We start from the raw sequence: 15,787 nt of genomic DNA on the forward strand, positions 1-15,787 counted from the left end.
AGTACTAAGAGTACTAAGGAAAATATATATACATATATAGGAAATCTTTAATCTTTATTAATATTTGTATATAAGTATGTGTTTCTAAAAAAGTGGTACTTATAGTACTCTCGGTACTCAACAGAGAAAAACCTTGATATATTAAGGTTTTGGCATATTACACAAAAAAAATACGTGGTACCTTTTTGGTACACATCGTACCCTTTGTTAGGAGGAACAACAATTTACACTTTTAATTGTCATGTTTGCAATGATGCATATTCACTTCACCTTGATGACCACGAATATTATTCGATTGATGAATTAATTGAAATGACATTACGAGTTTCAGCAATGGAACTGGATAAAGCATGGATTCAAAAGAATGGATTACTTTATTGTGGTTCATGCAAGAATAAAAGCGCAAAGATATATGAATTTAAATTGCGTAACAAATAAATGTGGAGATATATAGGAGGAATTGAAAATATGGAAGTAAAAGGAATGCTATTTAAAGATGGTTCATATGAGGAAACAATCATTGTTACAAAAAAAACACCTAATGAAATTAGAGTAATGTTAAATGAAAGCGGTTATTCTATGCTTTCGAGAATAGGAACTAAAGGTGTAATAGAAAGAACAGTTTAATTCTGTGATAAAACAACAGAATATCCAAGATACATGATTGTATATTTTGATGATGCTGGCTTACTTGAATACTATTTTGTAGATTCGGTTAATGATCCAGATAATGAACTCAATAATAATTTAGAGGGAATCAATTCGTTGGTTGAAACAATAACCGACAAATATCGCACAGTCTAAGAAAAGAAGTTGCGTTAATCATGAAAAAGATTAACCTTGAACACGGACGGTGAGTTACCAAGTGGGATTCGCCCACCATTTAAAAAATAGCCAAATTGGCTATTTTTTTATGACTTGGTTCTTAAAAAGAAGGACATCATGGCGAAGATGAATTTAACATTCTTATAAAGAATGAGAGGTATACAAAAGTATATAGTATGCATAAAAACGACACTAATTATGCAAAATAAGAGAAAAGAAAATGAAAAGAAATGTGGTGAATGTAGTGAAAAAGGATGCCGAGATTCAAACGCTCATTAATGAAGGACGGAAAGCTTATTATCGTAAATATCGGCAGAAACCTGAATACAAGGCAAAGGCTCGAAAATATCGAGACAACTTTTTTCTTAAACAGGGTTTGGAACAGATAAATGCCAAAGGTGGAAATGCGAGTGAAAATTTAATGGGAGAGGAAAGCAGATGAGCGAGTATGTATATAAAATTATAGGTGCACCATCGAAGAAGATACCAGCATTGAAAACAAAATATAATTTTAAAGAAATGAAAAGGGCAGGGTGGAAACGTGAAAATCAATAATTTGAATGTACTAGAAAAAGTTCAAGGGTTTGTAAGAGCTCCAGAAGAAAACTTGATTGAGTTTTATTTAAGTTATGAAGATATTCAGGCTTTAAATAGCTTAAAAAGACGTTGGAACTTATACGGGAAACCGGATTCCTACGGTGAAACCATTAGAAGGGCAATTGATGAACGACGTAGCCTTAAAGTAGTAACACTGACAAAGACGGGACGACATACTAAACAAGGCACGGTTTGGCTTGAAAAGGATGTAAGAAAAGCCTTGATAAAAGAAGCTAATAAAGAGGGACAGAATCCAGCTGATTATATTCGTGGAATCATTTATAGTCTTAATCAAAAGTTTGCTAAAGATGAGATTGCAGAACGTGAACACTATAATCAACTTATGCATGATAATAGGACGATACCAGTACAGCTAGTAATTGATAAAGAATTGCGTGAAAAGTTATATAAACGATTTGAAAAAGAAATGAAGGACAAAGTGTTGAGGGAAAAAGTAACAAGGAGATCATCACCTCGGAACGGTACTACAGTTGAAGATAGAGTGCTGCAAGAGGTGCTGAGCAATCATTTACTGGAGTACTTGGACAAATGATTTGTCCCCCTATGTTTGAGTTAAAAAATACATATGGGGACAAACGGAGGCAAGGGGAGGCATTTCCAACCAAGGAGATTTTTTGAAAAACTTTTTTGTGAACTGAAATGGAAAGGAGGTTAACAAATGGTTTCTTATCAAGTCCATCGATCATCAGATTATTTGGAATCCAGAAAACTAAAACTACAGGAAATTCGAGCAAAGAAAGGTAGATGAAAAAAAGACTGCAAAGATTAAAAGATATGGTTTAAAACTTGCCCCATTTATTTCAAATAGCTTTTGTACTTTTAATTGATTAACTCCTCCAATCTTTTGGCAGCTATGTTATATAATAGCTGCTCTATTTTTTGTCAAATTAAATTACAAACTCTGAAAGAAGAACCGTTATTATTTGCGATGGGAAATTGATTATAGGCATCGAAATCTAGTAATTATAACTTAATTAAATGTTTATCTTAATGGAGATTATTTCCTTTCGGTTTAGAACTAGAGGGATATGACATTTTATATAATTTCGCTTATAATGAATAGTACCACAAAGTGGGTAGGCGATATATTATGTTGAAAATTAGCAAAATAAATACTAGTTTTAAGAATTATGAAGAGCTGATTAACTATCTTATATCTAATAACTCAGGGTTGAAAAACTATGAAAATGTATTAGAACTAATTAGACAGAATTTCGAGTTTACATTTATAGTTCATTCTGATTTTGATAATAAAACTGAGGATAAAGATACTACAATAGTGGTCTTAAACCGTTTTTTGAGAAAAGTGTTCGATATTCCAAAAAGTCAGCAATATATCTTTAAATGGGAAAATATTGAATATAAAATCGGAAGTCATTATTTGGTTGAAACAAATGGAGATTCGTGTTCTTTCCTAATCATTGATGCACTAGAGGGAAAATACTTAATTGTACCTACTCTATAAAACTGTAAAAGATTAGGAAAAAATACAACTCTTTGTGTATGGTTAATGGTGTTATTTTCTTAGGAGGTAATATTGTGAGTGAACAAAATTTTGCGGAATATATTAAAAATAAAAGGTTAACTTTAGACTTAACAGTAAAAGAATTTGCTGATGCGCTAGAATTAGCGAAAGATGGAGATAAAAATCTTAGATTATGGGAAAAAGGTGATTTAATGCCATCTGAAGATGAAATGAAAAAGATAATTGATTTTCCAATTGAACCTCCCTTTAAAAACCCAGAAATAAACTCTTCTAGATTTAAAACAATAGATTTATTTGCTGGAATTGGTGGAATTAGATTAGCATTTCAAAAATTAGGTGGGCATGCGGTTTTTTCATCTGAGTGGGATAAATTTGCCCAAAAAACCTATAGAATTAATTATGGTGATATACCGCATGGTGACATTACAGAAATTCATGAAAAAGATATCCCAGATCATGATATATTATTGGCAGGTTTTCCTTGTCAGCCATTTTCCCAAGCAGGTTTAAAACAGGGATTTGATGATACTAGAGGAACACTATTCTTTGACATTGCAAGGATTATAAAAGAGAAAAGGCCAGCAGCATTTTTGCTTGAAAATGTAAAACAATTAAGAGGTCATGATAATGGTCGTACAATTGAGGTTATAAGAAATACGTTAAAAGAATTAGAATATACTGTCCATATTGATGTTTTAGCTGCTAGAGACTTTGGTATACCTCAAAATAGAGAAAGGATTTTTATTATTGGTTTTGATAATAGAAGAAACGGAAGTTTAGTCCCATTTTCATTCCCAGAGCCAACAGGCAAGGAAACGCGGGTTGGGGATATCCTTGAAAAAACTGTAGATGAAAAATATACTATATCAGACAAGCTCTATGCGGGTCACTTAAGGCGTAAAGAGATGCATAAGAAAAAAGGTAATGGGTTTGGTTTCTCATTGTTTAACGAGAATAGTCCTTATACAAACACCATCAGTGCTCGTTATTATAAGGATGGGAGTGAGATACTTATTGATCAGGGAGCTGAGAAGAATCCTCGTAAACTAACACCTAGAGAGTGTGCCCGCTTGCAAGGTTACCCTGATAACTTTATTATCCCAGTGTCCAATGCTCAAGCATATAAACAGTTTGGAAATTCAGTAACAGTACCTGTAATTGAAGCGATAGCGAAGAAGATGTTAGATGCTATGGAATTGTTAGATATCATACCAGCTAAAGAAGAAAATAAATCAAATATAAATAAAGATTTGGTTGAAGTATGAAAAGTGCCTAAGGGCGCTTTTTTTTTTGGGCATTTTGGGCATTCTACTGGGAAAATATAACTATAATGGTATAATATAAAGTAAACAACTAGTAAATTATTCCTATTAAGAATTAACTCATGTCTTTTTTACCTAGCTAATAGTTTGGAAAAAGAAATGGGGGATTTTGTTTCGATTACTGTAAATATAAATATTTATCTGATTCAATGTTTCAAAATAAGACTACTAGGGGGAAGATTAATGACTGGTAAGGAACGTATAATTGCTAAATTCCGAAAAGATGTGAAAGGGAAAAAGCCAGACACATCTGGAGCAAATGCTAAGCATGATGGTAAGGAAGGACATTGGTTAGAAAAGCAGTTTGGAATAGTTCATAATGCAAATAACAGTGCTGACCTCTATGGATATGAACTCAAAAATGAAACATCATCTAAGATAACTTTTGGGGATTGGTCAGCAAACCTATATATATTTGATGATCCTCGAATATCGCACATATTTGAAGGAAAAACCTCATTGGAAAAAAGGGATAGTTTTATTAGAATGTTTGGTAAACCCAATGAAAAGAAAGGTGGACGGCACTCTTGGTCAGGGGAACCATGTCCTAAAATAGCAGGATTCAATCGATTTGGTCAAAAACTTATGATAACTGCCAAAAAGGATATCGTTGCTGTCTATGATTACAGAGAGGATAAAAGGGATAATAAAAATGATATTATACCAGATGAGATTAGAGATGGATTGATTGTACTAGCTAGATGGTATGGAGAAAAATCACCAAATCCCAAAGCTAAATGCTTAAAGGCACGAGTAGAGGATAAGTTTAATGATAAAGGTTGGTTTACTTGCAAAAAAGATAGTTCAGGTGCTTATAAGGAAGTATGTTTTGGTGAACCAATGAATTTTGATTCATGGCTAAAACTTGTTCAGCAAGGAATCGTATTTTTGGACAGTGGAATGTATATAGGAAACAACCGAAAATATTCCCAATGGAGAAGTAATAACTCGTATTGGGATAGTTTAATTGTAGAGAGATACGAATAAAACAGTTAAACGTGATGTAATTATAATTATACTGACTATAGATTTTCTGACATATATGAACATTTTGTAACGATATTGTGACAACGCAGGAATAGCTTCTCTTTTTGACGAATTTTGTCTATTTAAGGGAAGCTTTTAATATTCCAAAAATGATTTTATGCTCATGGTCATCTCCCTCCTAATTCAACATTACCCCGAAAGGAAAGTAACCAATGATAATAAAAGTAGAACAAATTGCCCAAGCAATACAAGTAATTAACCGCCATGCAAAAACCCCAAAGGATTTTCCAGACTTTTATAAACTTAAAAACGATGCAATCAAATTATCGATTAAAAAAGGTTATGCGAAAAAAATTGGGTTAGATTATTACTACTACCCTCATATGGGAAGAAAAGAAATTTTCACCTCAATTCAAATTGACCGTTATTTCTTTCACACAACACCAACCGATTCTGATCTTCGTAATCTTAAAATGATATATCGTAGGTATCGCAACCCAAATATATGTATGAGTCTTAAAGAAGCGGAAACTGTTATTCTTACGTTTCTTAATAATGAAAAGTATGTGAAAAAGCCAACTAAAAAAATTTCACATCATATGAGGATGATTTCTGATTGGATTGAAAGAAGATAACATCTGTATTTTTCTCATCAATATACAATTGAATAGGACGATTTTGATTGCTTAGGTTGGATTGGTTGAGCAAGCATGGCAAAAGCAAAAAGGTTGATGTTGGTATGTTAAATTCAAATCCACATTAATATCAATGATAAAAAAATAAAGAAATAAGACATCCTGCGTTTAAGCGAGGTGTCTTATTATTTGTTGTAATAGTGTCCTAATATTTTGAAGCAATTGCTTCATCAATATTTTTATAACTTTCTACGAAACCATAATCTATTGCATCCCATAAATATAAAGATGCTATTGAGCGATATGGAGCCCATTGCTTTCCCTTTTCTCTCAATAGAATCTTGTTATCAATGTTGCCATCACAGCCGTAAAGCCACTTACAAGCTCTTTGTAAACCTACGTCACCAAGAGATAAGATATCAATTCTGCCAAGAGAAAAAATTAAAAACATTTCTGCTGTCCATAATCCAATTCCTTTAACTTTAGTTAAGGTTTCTATTACAGCAGAATCTGAATCCTTGTCTAAGTTAGATAAATCTATCTCTTTATTACTTACCTTCGAACAAAGGTCTCTTATGTATTTAATTTTTTGTTTCGATATTCCAACATCACGAAAAGCTTCATCGCTATATGTTCCAATTGTATATGGATTAATATTACTTCCTATAAGGTTGAAGAATCTGGATGATATGGTTGCAGCAGCTTTCGCTGATAACTGTTGACCGATAATTGATCGAATCAATGCAGAAAATCTATCTTCTTTTATCTCAAATGAGTTCCCGCCTATTAATGAAATTAGTTTTGCCATTTGTGAATCATTATCTTTTAGTGTTAATAACTCATTGCCCTCAATATCAAATATTAATTTCTTCATAATAATGACCTTTAAACCCTTGGACGGATAACATCTTTATTTTTACGATTCTTGATTTCATCCATTTTTTTATAAAAGCTATCTTCCAAATCGATCTCAAAAAAGTTTGCGAATTTACAAATATAGGCAATGCAATCTGCCAATTCATTACCTATATCTTCTTTAACACTATTTTTTGCTAATAAAAATGCTTCTTCTTCATTCATACCATCTTGTTTATACTTATATGTCATATTAAATGCTTTGCGAAATTCCTCTGCAACTTCAGCAACCTCGGTAGTTAATAGCATATAGTTGTTCAAAAGAGAAGAACGACTTTTTTCGAATTCAGTATTATTTATCTCCCAACTCATATCTTTTTGGTACTCTTTTGAAAAGTCTTGTAACTTTCTCATAATTCACACTCCATCTTTAGACATCAACCTAATAATAGACTAATTAAAAATCATTTTCTATAAGCAAAGGTGGTTGAATGGTAATGTTGTTATGGAATGTTATGGATAAATTGCTATAATAATGAAATAAGCAATAATACCTACTAAGGGGGATAAAGGTTGGAGCCTATAAGATATGAAAGTATTATAAAAATAGAAGATATACCTTTACAGTGGATATCAAAGTTTGAGCTTTATTATCCTGATTTGCCAGGTTTTCCAATAGTATATGTACACATTTTAATGGATGATATAAGAGTATTTGGATTTCCGGTATCTGTTAATTTTGACATCCATGAAAATAGTTGTGATGCTAATGTTCTATTTCTTTGTAACAAAGACATTGACAATGATACCACTTTGAAAGAAGCAGTCTCTGATGAATTAAAAGAAAGGTTTGGTTCAAAGGATAGAATTGGGTTAGATGATATATTAGAAGGATGTAATGGAAACGAAGTCTATAAGGAATTTTTCACTGACTTATGGACTTATATTTCAGCAACATATGGTGAAACAATTCCTTATGGAAAGTTTTACGATGAAATCTACTCAATAATAAGGTTTGTTTCTGCTTGGCAGCCGAAGACAGGCCGACAAAGTGAAATGAGAATGCTTTATAATTTTCTCAGCATATTCGGTGAACGTATTAATGTTGAGGGCAAATGGCAGGATATTGATTTCTTCTTATTACCTAATTATACAGATGTTAAAAATAAAAGTTTTGATGAGTATCCTAAATTTAAAATCCTATTTTCCGCAATGGAGAAAATATGGAACGAACAGTTTACAAAAACAGTTGGTTTCGATTATCGAGCTAATGGTGGTATCCAGACATTTGAAAACAAAGTAATGAGAAGAGCATGGCCACAATTTAAGGATGGTTTTATAGAGAAGATTAGCTCGGTTTTGTATTCAGAAAATAAAATATCATTAGATGAGAAATTAGCTTTAGAAAGGTTGGTCGATGCATTCAATAGACATGCATGGAGAGCCGCATATTTTATTTCAAGTATAATGACAACATACTTAAAAGACTACTATTCATGGGATAAAGAGTTTTTCATTGCTTATTATAAGGATAATCTAAAAACTGGAAGAGTGGGCAATTCACCGAAGGTAATAGCTTGTTTCTTACAGCAAGGATTTAAGCAAAAAGAATTTATTCCTATTGATACTTGGGTAAAGACATTTTATGAGGAAGTATTGGCAATTGAGTCTGAGGTAGATTTCTTTAATGAATTTGGTAATTTAGGGAAGATTGAAAGAGTCATTTGGTTAGCAAGTCAGGCCAATAAAACTAATATCTTAAATTTCTTTGACATGCTATGGTGTCAAAGGTTTGGAACCACAGGTAATACTGAATTAAGAGGGCCTAATCCAATTGCGTGCTATGAATGTAAGTTAAGATCAACTTGCCCAAGCTATTCTGGTGTGAAAAATGAATCCGTCTTAGTCGTAGATAAAGCAAATGTTGAAGATGGTGTTTTACTTGGGACTACGCAGGATATGGCTGATGAGAATGACTGTACATATGTTTGTATAACAAATAGCAGAGTACCCAAAAAGGTTTATAAGAAAAAGGGTGGAGAATGGAGATTAGTTGATGAATTTTCTGGATATTTGTTAAAGGACAATCAATTACAGACAATTGATGATGTAAAAACAATGGAACAATTAATTGAAGAATTACCGCCATTTGAATTTAATGTTAATGAAAACCATTTGGTTTAAGTAAGCAATTGAGGACTACAGTTGTAGTCCTTTTTAACTTTTATTTTCAAAGCACTATTAGTAGCCAATAATTAGAATCCCTTTCAAAGGTAAGGTTAAACGTCTACTTGCGTATAAAGTATCAAAAAAAGTAATAATTGATTCAAAATCCTTGTATCTCTCTAAGTATATATTTCGGACAGCAATGACAAGGTAATCAACATTTTGCATCATGCAGGCCTGAAATAAGTCTTTTAAGAATTGGTTGTTCATAAAGGCACGCCCTGCCTCTACCTCGAGTACTATCCCACTATCACTCTTATAAGCATCGGCTTTAAAGGATTTCTCAAGCTTTCCATTGGGACCAAATAAAACTGGAACTTCTATAGTTTTACCTTTACTTTTACCTTTCTCTACTTCAAAACCTAATGATTCTAAATCCTCTGTAACCAAAGCCAAGACGTCATTACTTTTAAATGTAAATAAGTCAGAATCAAATCTGTGGTGATTTTTATTAAAGACATTAACTATATCTAATAAATCTTTTGGAATGATATCTGACTTCGGGAAATATTGCCAATTAAGTGTGCCCACTGCACAACCCCCTTTTTATGTAGTTTGTCTTTAAGAATAAAAGTAGGTTCTTACATTCAAGATTATAACAAAATAAGTGAAAGGTTCTGGATAAAATGAAGTTTTAATCCTCAGTTAAATGAAGGAACCCGGTAAATAGTAATTTTTAATGGGGATTAGTACAAACTATTACAAGGAAGTTATTGGGTAGAAATTTGTGACTTCGAGTATTGATGCTTGCCAAGAGTGTTATCCATTGTGGACCTCTGCTCCAAGGTTGTCTAACATGCCTTTAGTTGATTAAGACGAAATGTATATAAAAAGCTCAGAACATTAATATTCCGAGCTTTTTTATAACAATAGTGTTAATGTAGTTTGTGCTTGTTTTTAGGCTGCTAATTCAATTTTTATTTTTGTGTCAAGTGCTACTTTGTACTACATAACCGTACTCATATTGCATCTATTAAGAGTAGTTTTTTGTGTGCGAATTTGTGTGCAATCTTTTTTGCTTATATTAAAATACATTTCATCAAAGGATATTAAAATGTTGATATAAAGCCTTTTTTAGAACCTACTTTCTTCTGTTATATCTAAAAATGAATGGGCGGCATGATGTAATCATGTCCTCCAGCCCTTGATATATAAGGGTTTTGAAGTGATTTGCTAACAAATTGCTAACATAATGAAAAAATTAAAGAGGCTTCCCAAAAGTTCTTCTAACTTTAGGGAAGCCTCTTTTTTATCTTAAAAAATATGGAAGTATTTATTCTACGGCCATAAAGCAAAAAACTCTCTTGTCGTATTATAGTTATAAAGGTTTCCATCATTTAAATTCGTTTGCTGTCTTTCATCAATTTATACGTTAAGCCAGCCCTCTTAATGTATATTTTCATTTGGTTTATCCTGTTAAAGGAGTGTATTCTTGGCTAAACTAGAGTTAAAGAAATTAATGATTGGAGTAGCCTTATGGATATTCAAGAACAGTTCAATCAAGCTTTAAAAGAGATTGATAGACTAAAAAAAGAGAATATACAATTAAAAAAGGATCTCTATAAAGCGCAAGGTCGTAATACAGCCTATAGTCAAACATCTAGTATAAAGAAAACAATTACTGATTTTTCCCCTAAAGAAAAAACTGCAATTTTGCTATTTATGAACCTTTTTCGGGGGAGGTCTGATGTTTTTGCTCAAAGGTGGGAATCGAAAACTACAGGTAAATCTGGTTATTCACCTGTATGTGAAAACGAGTGGGATAAAAAGCTTTGTCGAAAACCTAAAATCAAATGTCAGAATTGCTCCCATCGATTATTTCATACCTTAACTCCTCAAGTTATTTACGAACATTTAAGTGGCATAAAAACTGTAGGAATATACCCGTTACTTGAAGATAATACGTGTTATTTTCTGGCTGTGGACTTTGATAAAAAACAATGGCAAGATGATGTATGTGCATTTATTGAAACCTGTGAAAACTTTGGTTTATCATATCATATCGAACGTTCCCGGTCAGGAGAAGGGGCTCATATTTGGTTCTTTTTTGAAAAGGCGATAAGTGCTTCGCTGGCTAGAAAGTTTGGGAAGATTCTATTATCGAAAACAAATGAAAAACACTCTGAGGTTGGAATGGATTCCTATGATAGAATGTTCCCTAACCAGGACATGCTACCTAAAGGTGGTTTTGGCAATTTAATAGCCCTGCCATTACAGAAACAAGCAAAAATGAAAGGTAATAGTGTGTTTGTTGATGATTCTTTTCAGGAAATTGCGGATCAATGGAAGTATATTTCGTCGATAAAAAAGATATCTGAAAAAAATATTTTACAAATAGTAACAAAATTTTCAGAGGAAGAAGGCTATATTAAGGTAAATGAGAAAGTTGATAATAGTAACTTGCCAACAGAAGTTACCATTGAATTAAATCATGGTATTCAGATTCCAAAGACTTTATTACCTAGTAGGATAGTAAATGAATTACAAAAACTTGGGACATTTGGAAATCCGGAGTATTTCAAAGCGCAAGCAAAACGTTTTTCGACTCATCGAATTCCTAGAATAATTGATTGTACACAGATAAATGATAATATGCTCATATTACCAAGAGGTCTAATAGAAAAAGTGGAAGAAGTTTTCTTCAAGTTTAAAATAACTCTTAAAATAATAGACAATCAATTTGTTGGGAATTCCATTAATGCTAAATTTTATGGTCAACTTACTACCCAACAAGCGGATGCTGTTACTTCTATGGTTAAATATGACAATGGAATATTAGCAGCAGATACTGGCTTTGGAAAAACAGTGACAGCTGCAGCATTAATTAGTAGAAATAAAACCAATACACTCATAATTGTGCATCGCACACAATTAGTTGAACAATGGAAAGAGAGATTATCAACTTTTTTAAATATCCCAGTAAAAGAAATCGGTCAAATTGGTGGTGGGAAGAACAAACCAAGCTACAACATAGATATATCTACAATTCAATCACTTAATCATAATGGTTTAATAAAATCTGATATACACCATTATGGGCAAATTATCGTTGATGAATGTCATCATATTTCTGCTGTCAGCTTTGAAAAGGTATTGAAATCCGTCCGAGCAAAAAAAGTGTTTGGTTTAACGGCAACTCCAATTAGGAAAGATGGGATGCACCCGATAATATTTATGCAATGTGGACCTATTAGATATAAAACGAATAATAGACAGCAAGCCAATATTCGACCGTTTAAACAAACCCTTGTTAAAAGAGAAACATCGGTGAAAACGAATGAAACTGATATACAAGCTATATACTCTTTGTTATCTACTAATAAAGAACGTAACGATATGATTTTTAATGATGTTCTACAAGCCCTAGAGGAAAAAAGATCTCCAATAGTACTAACGGAACGTTTAGACCATGTAAATGAACTACATGAACTTTTTAAGGGATTTGCTAAAAATATTATTACTTTATCAGGAGCAATGAAGAAGAAAGAACGGCATCAACAGATTGAAAAGTTAATGAATTTACCCGATAGTGAGGAGAGATTGTTAATTGCTACAGGAAAGTTTATTGGAGAAGGATTTGACGATTCTAGATTAGATACACTTTTTCTAACAATGCCAATCTCTTGGAAAGGAACATTACAACAATATGTAGGACGACTTCACCGGGATCATCGTGATAAAGATGAGGTGAAGGTGTTTGATTATGTAGATTCAAACGTGGATGTTTTACAGAAAATGTTTGAAAAGAGATTAAAGGGATATAAAAATATTGGTTATAGTCTATATGATCAAAACAAAAAGAAAAGCCAACAAATTCAATTATTCTAGTAGTTTGCTAAAATTAATTAATATAACAATTAAGCAAAACTTCTACTGTTTGTGTGCCTATGTTAACCTCTATAAAGTAAGTGAATATTTGTTATGAAAGATGTTCTAAGAATACTCAACATGAATGAGGGAATCGATTGGTGCAAATTAGAATTTTCCTATTATAAATTATTTGATTAAAATTGGTTTAGAAGATATATTCAATAATCGATGGTATTCTCAATTTAAGTATATGCTTTAGTGAGAGAGGTGAAGTTGGTGTTCGAACATATTAATCAAAAAAAAGCGCTTCTAGATGCTAATAGACCATTACCCAAATATACAGTCAAAAGTTTACGTGAAAAGTTATTACTCGAATGGACATATAATACTAATGCGATTGAAGGAAACACGTTAACTATCAACGAAACAAAGGTAGTTCTAGAAGGAATTACCGTTGGTGGTAAAACGCTGCGTGAGCACTTGGAAGTTATTAATCATCGGGATGCGATTCACTATGTAGAGGAGATTGTACATAAAAGTGAACCTTTGTCGGAGTGGCATATTAAGAATCTACACCGACTTGTACTAAAAGGAATTGATGATGAATATGCAGGTGTATATCGGGACCAACAAGTTTTTATTTCTGGTGCTAAACATATCCCTCCAGCTCCCTTCCTCATAAAAGAAGAGATGGAACAGTTGATGGCATGGTACAAACAAGCAGAAACAAAAAAATTACATCCAGTTGCTCGTGGAGCTATGCTACACGCTATATTCGTTGGTATTCATCCATTTATTGATGGAAATGGTCGAACATCACGGTTGTTATTAAATTTAGAACTCATGAAAGATGGTTTTCCACCAATTGTTATTAAAGTGGAAAATCGAATAGCTTATTATGAAGCATTAGATAAAGCACATACAAAAAAAGAATATGATGACTTTTTTAAGTTAGTCGCGGGCGAAGTAGAAGATTCATTAAACCTATATTTAAGTACAATAAATAGAAACCCTTAGTAAAAAATACAGTAGAATTGTCAGCTCAAGATAAACACCTCTACATCATTTTGACTGCAATACTAACATATTGCTAACGAAATCCCATATAAAGAGGTAAATTCTCGAAAATGATGTTACGGACAGAATTTAACAAAACACTAAATTACCATACTCTAAGCACACCGTGTTAAAGATATTACACATTCTCGCCTTACGGTCGGCATGATGTAATAAGCCGTCCTAGGGCAAAGGGCGTGTTCACTGTCCTAGATAAATAAATGCCCTTTTAAAGAAATTGACAGAGGCTTCTCGTAAGTTGTGCAAACTTATGGGGAGCCTCTTTTTAATTTTTTTTAGAATGATATCATATCTCATCTTCATTTTATGTTTTATGTTGAGATATGCCAGTGTTGAATAAGGACTGCCCTTTTTATCGCGTAAAACACTATTATTATTTTTATATAACAAAATATGTAATTTCCGAACATTAGTTATCAATTATCAAAAAATATACGTATTTTATTGACAGTGAAAATTTATGATGATACTATGAGGTAGTAAAAATTAAATATTATTCTCGTATAATATTGGGGATATGGCCCGAAAGTTTCTACCAAGCTACCATGAATAGCTTGACTACGAGGTTGCGTATATAAATATGGAGATAAAGGTATGCTTTATTTCCGTTATCTACCTTCCTGAAAGTCAAGCACCGGTATAATTCGGTGCTTTTTAATTTTTACAGAAATAATACAACAAGACTTACAGAGGAGGAATTTTTTTAATGAAAAAAAATACAAAGAAAATCGTAATGATTTTATTTATAGCTTTAATGACTGCGGTTATGGCAGCATGCGGAAATGACTCAGCTAACGAAAATAAAGCTAAGTCAGAAAAAGGTGAAGAAGGATTAAAAATTGCTATTGTAACAAGTCCTTCAGGCGTGGATGATGGAAGCTTTAACGAAGATAACTATAACGGAATTTTAAGCTTTATTGAAAAACACCCAACAGCAACGGTAAAAGCTGTTAAAGAAGAAACGGGTGACCCAGCTGCAGCTGTACAAGCTGTTGCTGATATTGTGGCAGATTATGATGTGATTGTAACACCTGGGTTCCAATTTGCTGGTATTTCAAGTATCGCTGAAGAAAACCCTGATAAAATCTTTATTATAAATGATTCTGAGCCAGCACCTGTCGGTGACCAAACAGACTTCGATAATATTTATGCAATGAACTTCGCTGAACAAGAAAGTGGCTTTTTTGCAGGAATGGCTGCAGCACTTGAAACAAAATCGAATAAAGTAGCGGTAGTAAATGGTATTGCTTATCCATCAAATGTAAATTATCAATTTGGCTTTGAATCAGGTGTAAATTATGCAAATAAAGTTTTTGGAAAGAATGTTGAAATGGTTGAATTATCAGGTTATGCAGGAACTGATGTAACAGGTGCTGATGTTGGTGGTAACTATGCAGGATCTTTTGCAGATGAGGCAACTGGTAAAGTGATTGGTAACGCACTAATTAAACAAGGTGTAGATATCATCTTTGTTGCTGCAGGTGGTACTGGAAATGGTGTATTCACAGCAGTTAAGGAAGCTGAAGGCGATGTAAAAGTAATTGGTGTAGACGTTGACCAATTTGATGATGGTGTAAATGGTTCTGAAAACATCGTATTAACATCTGCTGTAAAATTTATGGCGATGAATATCGAAAAGACATTAAATACTGTTGTCGATGGAACCTTTAAAGGTGGAAATGTCGTTCTTTATGCAGATACGGAATCAACTGGTTTTATAAAAGAAGAAGGTCGTCATCAATTATCAGAGGATACACTAAGCAAATTGAATGAAGCTTACGAATTAGTTAAAGATGGTACAATTGTACCCGCATCTAATTTTAATGAGTATACTCCAGAAAAGTTTCCAGGGCTATAAGATTAAAAAGAGCACAATAACGAAGTGAATCATGAGAAGTTTATCATTTCCCCATGTTAGGTGAATGATGAACTTCTTTTATTTCCTA

General features: G+C 32.7%; 15 protein-coding genes and 1 riboswitch. Of the genes, 12 read left to right on the plus strand and 3 right to left on the minus strand.

Annotated features, from left to right (window positions below; all coding sequences use genetic code 11):
* The first annotated feature begins 468 nt into the window (after positions 1–468).
* The 8 genes from CKK03_RS23780 to CKK03_RS17180 all read left to right on the plus strand — a co-directional run bounded on the left by CKK03_RS23780 (position 469) and on the right by CKK03_RS17180 (position 5,873).
* Positions 469–627 (plus strand): hypothetical protein, encoded by a 159-nt coding sequence (locus tag CKK03_RS23780; protein WP_180271292.1) that lies wholly within the window; start codon positions 469–471, stop codon positions 625–627.
* A 33-nt stretch (positions 628–660) separates the two neighbouring features.
* The gene (locus CKK03_RS23785) at positions 661–804 is read left to right on the plus strand and encodes a hypothetical protein (RefSeq protein ID WP_180271293.1); all 144 of its coding nucleotides are present in this window, start codon (positions 661–663) and stop codon (positions 802–804) included.
* 241 nt (positions 805–1,045) lie between these two features.
* Positions 1,046–1,267 (plus strand): hypothetical protein, encoded by a 222-nt coding sequence (locus CKK03_RS17155; protein ID WP_099363772.1) that lies wholly within the window; start codon positions 1,046–1,048, stop codon positions 1,265–1,267.
* A 99-nt stretch (positions 1,268–1,366) separates the two neighbouring features.
* On the plus strand, positions 1,367–1,975 hold the full coding sequence (locus CKK03_RS17160; RefSeq protein ID WP_099363773.1) for a hypothetical protein: 609 nt from the start codon (positions 1,367–1,369) through the stop codon (positions 1,973–1,975).
* Between the two features lie 558 nt (positions 1,976–2,533).
* Positions 2,534–2,908: a hypothetical protein gene (locus CKK03_RS17165; RefSeq protein ID WP_099363774.1), complete on the plus strand. Its 375-nt coding sequence runs from the start codon at positions 2,534–2,536 to the stop codon at positions 2,906–2,908.
* A gap of 74 nt (positions 2,909–2,982) precedes the next feature.
* A complete protein-coding gene (dcm, locus tag CKK03_RS17170) occupies positions 2,983–4,194 on the plus strand; it encodes a DNA (cytosine-5-)-methyltransferase (RefSeq protein ID WP_245864180.1) in 1,212 nt (403 codons plus the stop codon).
* A gap of 144 nt (positions 4,195–4,338) precedes the next feature.
* Positions 4,339–5,238 carry an LlaMI family restriction endonuclease gene (locus tag CKK03_RS17175; RefSeq protein ID WP_218962812.1) on the plus strand — a complete coding sequence of 300 codons (900 nt, stop codon included), beginning with the start codon at positions 4,339–4,341 and terminating at the stop codon, positions 5,236–5,238.
* A gap of 212 nt (positions 5,239–5,450) precedes the next feature.
* The gene (locus CKK03_RS17180; RefSeq protein ID WP_099363777.1) at positions 5,451–5,873 is read left to right on the plus strand and encodes a YkyB family protein; all 423 of its coding nucleotides are present in this window, start codon (positions 5,451–5,453) and stop codon (positions 5,871–5,873) included.
* A gap of 205 nt (positions 5,874–6,078) precedes the next feature.
* Here CKK03_RS17180 and CKK03_RS17185 read toward each other — a convergent pair whose 3' ends face one another.
* Complete coding sequence (locus CKK03_RS17185) at positions 6,079–6,747, minus strand: DNA-3-methyladenine glycosylase family protein (protein WP_099363778.1); 669 nt, start codon at positions 6,745–6,747, stop codon at positions 6,079–6,081.
* 11 nt (positions 6,748–6,758) lie between these two features.
* Positions 6,759–7,142 (minus strand): MazG nucleotide pyrophosphohydrolase domain-containing protein, encoded by a 384-nt coding sequence (locus CKK03_RS17190; protein ID WP_099363779.1) that lies wholly within the window; start codon positions 7,140–7,142, stop codon positions 6,759–6,761.
* A gap of 159 nt (positions 7,143–7,301) precedes the next feature.
* Between CKK03_RS17190 and CKK03_RS17195 the strand changes: the two genes are divergently transcribed.
* Positions 7,302–8,912, plus strand: coding sequence for a hypothetical protein (locus CKK03_RS17195; RefSeq protein WP_099363780.1), 1,611 nt, complete (start codon positions 7,302–7,304; stop codon positions 8,910–8,912).
* A gap of 57 nt (positions 8,913–8,969) precedes the next feature.
* Here CKK03_RS17195 and CKK03_RS17200 read toward each other — a convergent pair whose 3' ends face one another.
* Positions 8,970–9,485: a hypothetical protein gene (locus CKK03_RS17200; RefSeq protein WP_099363781.1), complete on the minus strand. Its 516-nt coding sequence runs from the start codon at positions 9,483–9,485 to the stop codon at positions 8,970–8,972.
* Positions 9,486–10,430: 945 nt separating this feature from the next.
* Between CKK03_RS17200 and CKK03_RS17205 the strand changes: the two genes are divergently transcribed.
* From CKK03_RS17205 to CKK03_RS17215, 3 genes are all read left to right on the plus strand, one after another.
* The gene (locus CKK03_RS17205; protein ID WP_099363782.1) at positions 10,431–12,782 is read left to right on the plus strand and encodes a TOTE conflict system archaeo-eukaryotic primase domain-containing protein; all 2,352 of its coding nucleotides are present in this window, start codon (positions 10,431–10,433) and stop codon (positions 12,780–12,782) included.
* 258 nt (positions 12,783–13,040) lie between these two features.
* Positions 13,041–13,781 (plus strand): Fic family protein, encoded by a 741-nt coding sequence (locus tag CKK03_RS17210; RefSeq protein WP_099363783.1) that lies wholly within the window; start codon positions 13,041–13,043, stop codon positions 13,779–13,781.
* A 539-nt stretch (positions 13,782–14,320) separates the two neighbouring features.
* A riboswitch (purine riboswitch) is annotated at positions 14,321–14,422 on the plus strand.
* A 125-nt stretch (positions 14,423–14,547) separates the two neighbouring features.
* The gene (locus tag CKK03_RS17215; protein ID WP_099363784.1) at positions 14,548–15,699 is read left to right on the plus strand and encodes a BMP family lipoprotein; all 1,152 of its coding nucleotides are present in this window, start codon (positions 14,548–14,550) and stop codon (positions 15,697–15,699) included.
* The last annotated feature ends 88 nt before the right edge of the window (positions 15,700–15,787 follow it).

Source organism: Fredinandcohnia onubensis, assembly GCF_002734215.1.
GTDB classification, from domain to species: Bacteria; Bacillota; Bacilli; order Bacillales; family Bacillaceae_L; genus Ferdinandcohnia; species Ferdinandcohnia onubensis.